Consider the following 7,341-nt stretch of genomic DNA (forward strand, 5'->3'; position numbering starts at 1 on the left):
TACTACACAATTTAATAGTTGCCGTTTAGGAAATAGTGATTATTCAAATCCTCCTCCTTTGAGTTTATCTACTGCCAGACCTAATATCCAGATAAATATGACAACATCTAATCCTACCTCAGCACCTAATCCAGCAGTATTAGTTAGCCCTGCAAATGATGCCTGGGCTATGATTGGAGATATTTTATCCTGGAATAGTGGTGGCGGATTTCCTTCATCTTATGATGTATATTTCGGAACATCTTCAACCCCTCCTCTGGTTAGTGATAATCAAACAGCTCTCACTTATACTCCAACTTTAGCAGCTGGCAATACATACTATTGGAAAGTTGTACCTGCAAATCTTATTGGAGAAGCAACCGGTTGTCCTACCTGGAGTTTTAAAACGCCAACTACAACTCAAGTAGCAGAGAGCTTTGAAAATACATCATTTCCGCCAGCGGGTTGGGCAAATCCCGGATCCTGGAGCCGCTCCACAAGTTATTATAAACAGGGAGTTGCTTCAGCTTATAAATATACTTCTGATACAAGTAAATATATCCTTTCCACACCTAAAGTTACTATAACCAGTACCAGCACTTTGAGTTTGTGGACCTTATGCTCCAGCACAAGTGGTACTATAGAAGTTATCTATTCTCCGGATAGAACTACCTGGACTCAGCTTAGCAGCATTACTCATGCTGCAGCTTATACCTGGTATAATAAAGTTGTGGACTTAAGTTCTCTTACCGGGAATAATTACTATCTTGGTGTAAGAACAGGTGGCCAATCCTATACCTCCTATTATGTTGACCTGGTTATTGGTCCGGAAATTACTCCTGAGGCACCCGGAGCTCCTACTTTAAGCACTCCGGCAGACCTGGCAACCAATGTAAATGAATTCACTACATTTACTTGGACAGCGCCTACTACAGGTGGTGTGCCTACCGGCTACAAACTCTACTGTGATACCAGTAATCCACCTACAACTCTGAAAGCAGACCTGAATGCTCTTACCTATACTTTAACTACTTCTCTGGCATATAATACAACATACTACTGGACGGTCTTAGCGTATAACGGAGCAGGCAATGGTACTACTGCCACAGTAAGAAGTTTTACAACCAGAACAAATCCAACTATTTCTACATTCCCTTATACAGCGGGGAACTTTGAAAATGGTGGTGCTTTACCTCTTAATTGGATTGCTTCAGAGGGTGCAACCGGAGCTTCCTATCATTGGGCAGCAAGCACAGGTGCATCCTCTCATGGTCCTGCAGCACCTCACTCAGGAACATATTTTGGCTGGTTATATTGCTATTTGGCTTCTAATTCATATAATCCCTATTATTTAACTACCGCTCCTATTGCTCTTGATGCCACAGCCAAAAGATTAACCTACTGGTATTGGATAGGAACTGATACCTATGCTAATCCTCTTTTCGTAGAAATTTCTACTGATAACCAGGCAACCTGGACAACTCTCTATACCCATTCCAATACTTCCAATACTCTTGCCTGGTATCAAAATACGCTTAGTTTAGAGGCATACACTTCCCATACCGTTTATCTCCGTTTCAAAGGGATGAGTAATTATGGAAGTAATATGACAGATTTGGGCTTGGATGATATAGTAATTGAAGATATACCTGCTGCTCCAATCATAAGCTGTACTCCTACCAGTTGGGATTTTGGACAGACCATAATTAATACTACTAAAACTAAGGACTTTACGATTAGTAATACAGGTGGTGGCACTCTTAGCGTATCTTCTATAGTTATAGAAGGAGATTATTATACATTGCTTACCAATCCTGCCCCCGCAGGTCTTACAGCTGGTCAAACTGCTACCTTTACCGTTCAATATGCTCCTACGGCAGTTGGAACTCAAAATGGCACTGTTACTATTACTGATAACCGAGGCGTAACAACTGTTAATTTGAGTGCTATATGTTATGATCCCACTATTTATACCTTCCCATGGGTTGAAAATTTCGGTACAACTACCAACTTCCCACCTCTTAATTGGTCACGCTTAACCGGACTTTATCCTTCAGAGACACCTGTTACTACAACCAGTGGATGGACTTATGACGATTTTGCCAATGTTGTAACTACTCCGCAAAATATGTCCGGTCGTCTTAATATCTATTATACTTCTACAAAATATTGGTTGGTAACACCACCAATTGCAATTCCTGGTGCTGGCTACGAGCTTAAATTTGATCTGGCGTTAACTACTTATAGTGGAATAGCTACATCTCCTACACCTGGAGCGCAAGCTGATGATAAATTCATCGTCTTAATTAGTGATAGCCCTATGATGACCAATCCTACTGTTCTTGGAGAATGGAATAACACAGGATCTTCTTATGTGTATGATAATATTTCTCCTTCAGGTGAAAATCATATCATAAGCTTGAATACTTATTCAGGGACTAAATATCTTGCTTTTTACGGTGAATCTACTGTTGCTGGCGGAGATAACAATGTATATGTAGATAATGTTACAGTGCGTGAAACCCCTGCTGCACCGATCTTTAATTATAGCCCTACCAGTATAGCATTTGGAACTGGCTTTGCCAATACTCCCACTGCTTATCAAAATGTAACTGTTACCAATACCGGTGCTGGAGTGCTTAATCTTGCTGTAGCAGATGTAAATATAATTGGAGCAGATGCTTCAATGTTTTCTTTTAATCCTGCAAATCTACCTGCAGCATTAAGTACAAATCAATCGGTAACTATTCCTGTTCGTTATAATCCCACTGCCATAGGCAATCATACTGCTACCTTGCGGATGGTTTATAATGCTACCAACTATGATGTTACATTATCAGGGAATGCCTTAGGTGAGCATGCTCTTTATCAGGGTTTTGAAGGTGCTACTTTCCCGCCTACGGGTTGGGCAACTGCAACTGCTCCCTGGGAAATTTATACTACTTATGCTCATACCGGAACAAAATCAGTAAAATCAGGTTATTCAACTGGTACCTGGTGGCTGATGACTCCTACTCTTGCTATAGAAGATGGTGCTAATACACTTACTTTCTGGTATCGGGATTATAGCAGTGAGACATCTTGGGATTACGATGATGAATATACCTATGTAATGCTTTCTACTACGGGTAACGCTCCTGAGGACTTCACCACTACTTTGTGGACAGGTGATTACTTAACCTTCACGACCACATGGCAGATGGCATCTATTGACTTAAGTGCCTATAACGGTCAGAATGTAATAATTGCTTTCAAGAGTATTCACACCGGTGGTAACTATAGAATTATAGATGATGTTGCTGGTCCCAATCTCTATGTTCCTTCAGGTCCACCTGAAGTTGTAACTCTTGTTTATCCTACCAATGGAGCTACCGGAATTCCACAAACCGGTTTTAATTTGACCTGGACGCCTGCCACAACCGGTGGGGTACCCAATTACTATGCTGTCTATATGACTCAAGATGAAACTCTGATTTATGATGATTACAGATGGGAAACGAATAATACCTATTTCAATCCTGTAACCGAGGGTGGAATTACCTTCAATTATCTGGATCGCTGGTATTGGACTGTAGAAGCAATTAATGATGATGGCAGTGCAGTTGTAGAACCACCTTACTCCTTTGAAATCAGACAAGCACCTATAGCAATAAGTACTTTCCCCTGGACAGAGAATTTTGATGCTTCTCTTAATCTGCCTACCGATTGGACTATGGTTGATGTTGATGGTGCAGGAACATATTGGCAAGCCAGTACTGCCTATAGCCATTCCTCCCCTAATTCCTTTGTGCATAGTTTCAGCACAGCAGTAGACGATGGCCAGAATGGTTGGTTAATTACGCCAGCAATACAGGTTCCTCAAACAGGTAATTTTGTCCTCTCCTGGTGGAACTATAATGTATACCCCAGTTGGATGGTTTATAACGGCTTATTGGTAAATACTACTAATGATCCTAATGATCCTAACTGGGTGGAACTTTGGGCTCCTACTACTGTTGCGGCTGCCTGGTCCAATGCTGTAGTCAATATTACTCCTTATGCAGGTCAGACAGTATATTTTGCCTTTAATTATCAGGGTTACGATGCTGATAACTGGTATATTGATGATGTTAGTATTTATGAGTTGCTCGTAGATGAATACCCTCCTGTTATTACCCATTTGCCGATTCTTAATACTCCTCGCAATGATACCAATTACCTTGTTTATGCAGAAATAGCTGATGATCCCAATTGGAATAATCCTATCGGGGGAGCAAGTGTATATTACAGTACAGATTCGGGAACTACTTGGAATGGTCCTATTGCTATGACTCCTGGAACTGAACCTGCCTATACTGCCTATATTCCTGCTCAGCCCTTGGGAACTACTGTACAATATTATATTCAAGCATGGGATAGTTTAAATAATATGGCAACGACTGATACTTACAGCTTTGCAGTAAATAATCCTGTCTGGATTTGGTATGATACCGGTGGTACTGTTTATCTTGGTATCCCCAGTCAAGCTTTCGGTCCCACAGTGCTGTATGAAAACCCCTATTACGGAACAGGAATTCCTATGAAACTATTGGGAACGGATGGCGAATCATACAATGCCGTAACTGCCAATCTGCATATCTATAGCTATGATGGAACAGATATAGTTGACTTGATTACTCCTATACCTGTTTCCTTCGCAGCTCAAACCTATCAAACAATTGATTTAAGCAGTTATGATATTAATATTACCACGCCTTACTTTATGATTGCTTATGAAGATATGCCTGCCGGAAATTATTTCCTGTTTGATGAAACATACGACTACGGAACTACCTTCGTGAAAATGAGTGGTACTCTGTATACCTTATCTACATCCGGTTCCTGGTGTATAGGAGCTTATGTTACAAACGGTACAGCTACTATTGCTGCACCAGTTGCTACCATAGCCAATGTAGGAGGCAATCCTGTGATCAGTTGGAATGCTGTTAGCGGAGCCAATGCCTATAATATTTGGAATGCATCTGATCCTTATAGCGCACAATGGACTTTATTAGCTACAACTACTGGAACAACCTATACCTATACCGGTAGTGATAGCAAAAAGTTTTTCCGGGTCACTGCTACTACAGATATTCCCGCTAAAGGTGTACGCAATGTAAATGGATTAGCTCTGGGAAACAATAATCAGATCGGACTTACTCATTCTTCAATCCAACCGGTTAAAGCTTCCAAAGCTAAAATAGAAAAACTACTTAGAAAGTAAAAGGAGATATGCTTTGCGGTTTAGTTTTTTGTAGCTAACCGCCAAGCACTCTTTTTAGAAAATAAGCCCTCGGTATTTTTACCGGGGGCTTTTCTGTTTTGACTTACAATTTTGCCCCGGGCACCGTTTTGACTCACAATTTTCACTTGTCATCCAGGTATCCACATCCCACAAACATCTTTATTGGCAACCGAGTTATAACTTGTTTCCGAATTAAAAAATTGTGAGTTAAAACAAGAATCCTGCACACTGTCAACCGAGCTACAACAAACTCACGAATTCCACGGTCACGAAAAAACAAGAACCCGCACACTGTCAACCGAGCTTCGCCAACCCCTCAAATTCCACCATCGTGAAAGAAGGTATTTTTTCACATCAGCAGGGTTGGATTGGAATTGTTCAGAAATAGTGACTTCGAGGCGAATTTTTGTTTTAACTCTAAACCGAGCTTCAGCTTTGAAAGTAGAAGGCAGTGAACAAAATTTCCTGTTGCGTCTGCATATAGTTCCAACCACAAAAGGGTCGGTTTAGAGTCAAAACTTCACCGCCTCAAAATATAGTTGCAATCACAAAAGGGTCGGTTTAGAGTCAAAACCTCACCCCGATGCTTGTTTTGACTCACAATTTTCACTTACCCTCCAGGTATCCACATCCCACAAACATCTTCATTTGCAACCGAGTTATAACTTGTTTCCGAATTAAAAAATTGTGAGTTAAAACAAGAACCCGCACACTGTCAACCGAGCTACAACGAACTCACGAATTCCACGGTCCCGGAAAAACAAGAACCCTGCACACTGTCAACCGAGCTTCGCCAACCCCTCAAATTCCACCATCGTGAAAGAAGGTATTTTTTCACATCAGCAGGGTTGGATTGGAATTGTTCAGAAATAGTGACTTCGGGGCGAATTTTTGTTTTAACTCTAAACCGAGCTTCAGCTTTGAAAGTTGAAGGCAACGAATAACATTTCCTGTTGCGTCTGCATATAGTTGCAATTACAAAAGGGTCGGTTTAGAGTCAAAACTTCACCGCGTCAAAACTCCATCCGGGAGAGCAAATGCAAAAATTTATTTGTTTTCTTCCCGAAAGTATTTATCATATCTAATAAAAAACAGGAGATTTCCGAATGCGCACAAAAATGATTCATCGTTCCCTCAACACTTATTTCCATATCGTAAATCATTCTATTGATGGCAGAAAACTTTATTATGACCCTGGTGATTATAAAACCTATCTTTACTTATTTAAAAAGGAATTGGACTACAATGTAACTGTAATTGCCTATTGCCTTATGCCCAATCATTTTCATTTTCTTTTGCGTCAAAATGCACCTGAAGCAATTAGTTCATTACTGGAAAGAACTCACAAAAGATATGCACGCTATTACAATAAAAAATATAACTTCAAAGGAAGGATATTTCGCAGTCCCTTACATCATATTGAAACACCAACGGAAAATTATCTCTTCAATGCTTGTGCCTATATTCATGCCAATCCTGTTCAGGCAGGTTTAGTAGGTTTTCCCGAAGAATGGGAATATTCCAATTTCAGGGAATATATTAGGATGCGCAAGGGGAAATTATATTCAGAACAATTCTTGATGGATTATATCGTAAATCCGGAAAAATACAGATTGAAAGTTATTGATATAGCAAGGAAAAAGTCAATGCAAAGAGCATTTGAGAAGGATAGCATTTGGTTTTGACTTACAATTTTGCCGGTGCCCTCTCGGAAACCACAATCCGATGCTTGTTTTGACTCACAATTTTCACTTGCCCTCTAGGTACACACATCCCACAAACATCTTCATTTGCAACCGAGTTATAACTTGTTTCCGAATTAAAAAATTGTGAGTTAAAACAAGAACCCTGCACACTGCCAACCGAGCTTCGCCAACCCCTCAAATTCCACCATCGTGAAAGAAGGTATTTTTTCACATCAGCAGGGTTGGATTGGAATTGTTCAGAAATAGTGACTTCGAGGCGAATTTTTGTTTTAACTCTAAACCGAGCTTCAGCTTTGACAGTATCGGACAAAAAATAAATTTCCTGTTACCTCTGCATCTCGTTGCAAACCACAGAAGAATCGGTTTAGAGTCAAAACTCCACCAGGCCAAAAT

3 protein-coding genes are annotated in these 7,341 nt (G+C 40.4%); 2 read left to right on the forward strand and 1 reads right to left on the reverse strand.

Going from position 1 to position 7,341, the window contains the following annotated elements; genetic code table 11:
• Positions 1 to 97: 97 nt before the first annotated feature.
• Together PLE33_08990 and PLE33_08995 are read left to right on the forward strand one after the other, a co-directional pair.
• On the forward strand, positions 98 to 5,221 hold the full coding sequence (locus PLE33_08990; protein HPS61376.1) for a choice-of-anchor J domain-containing protein: 5,124 nt from the start codon (positions 98 to 100) through the stop codon (positions 5,219 to 5,221).
• Between the two features lie 1,127 nt (positions 5,222 to 6,348).
• Positions 6,349 to 6,927 carry a transposase gene (locus tag PLE33_08995; GenBank protein ID HPS61377.1) on the forward strand — a complete coding sequence of 193 codons (579 nt, stop codon included), beginning with the start codon at positions 6,349 to 6,351 and terminating at the stop codon, positions 6,925 to 6,927.
• Position 6,928: 1 nt separating this feature from the next.
• On the opposite strand, the gene PLE33_09000 is transcribed toward PLE33_08995, so the two are convergent.
• A complete protein-coding gene (locus tag PLE33_09000; protein HPS61378.1) occupies positions 6,929 to 7,258 on the reverse strand; it encodes a hypothetical protein in 330 nt (109 codons plus the stop codon).
• Between the last annotated feature and the right edge of the window lie 83 nt (positions 7,259 to 7,341).

This window comes from Candidatus Cloacimonas sp., assembly GCA_035403355.1.
In the GTDB taxonomy this organism is placed as follows: Bacteria; Cloacimonadota; Cloacimonadia; order Cloacimonadales; family Cloacimonadaceae; genus Cloacimonas.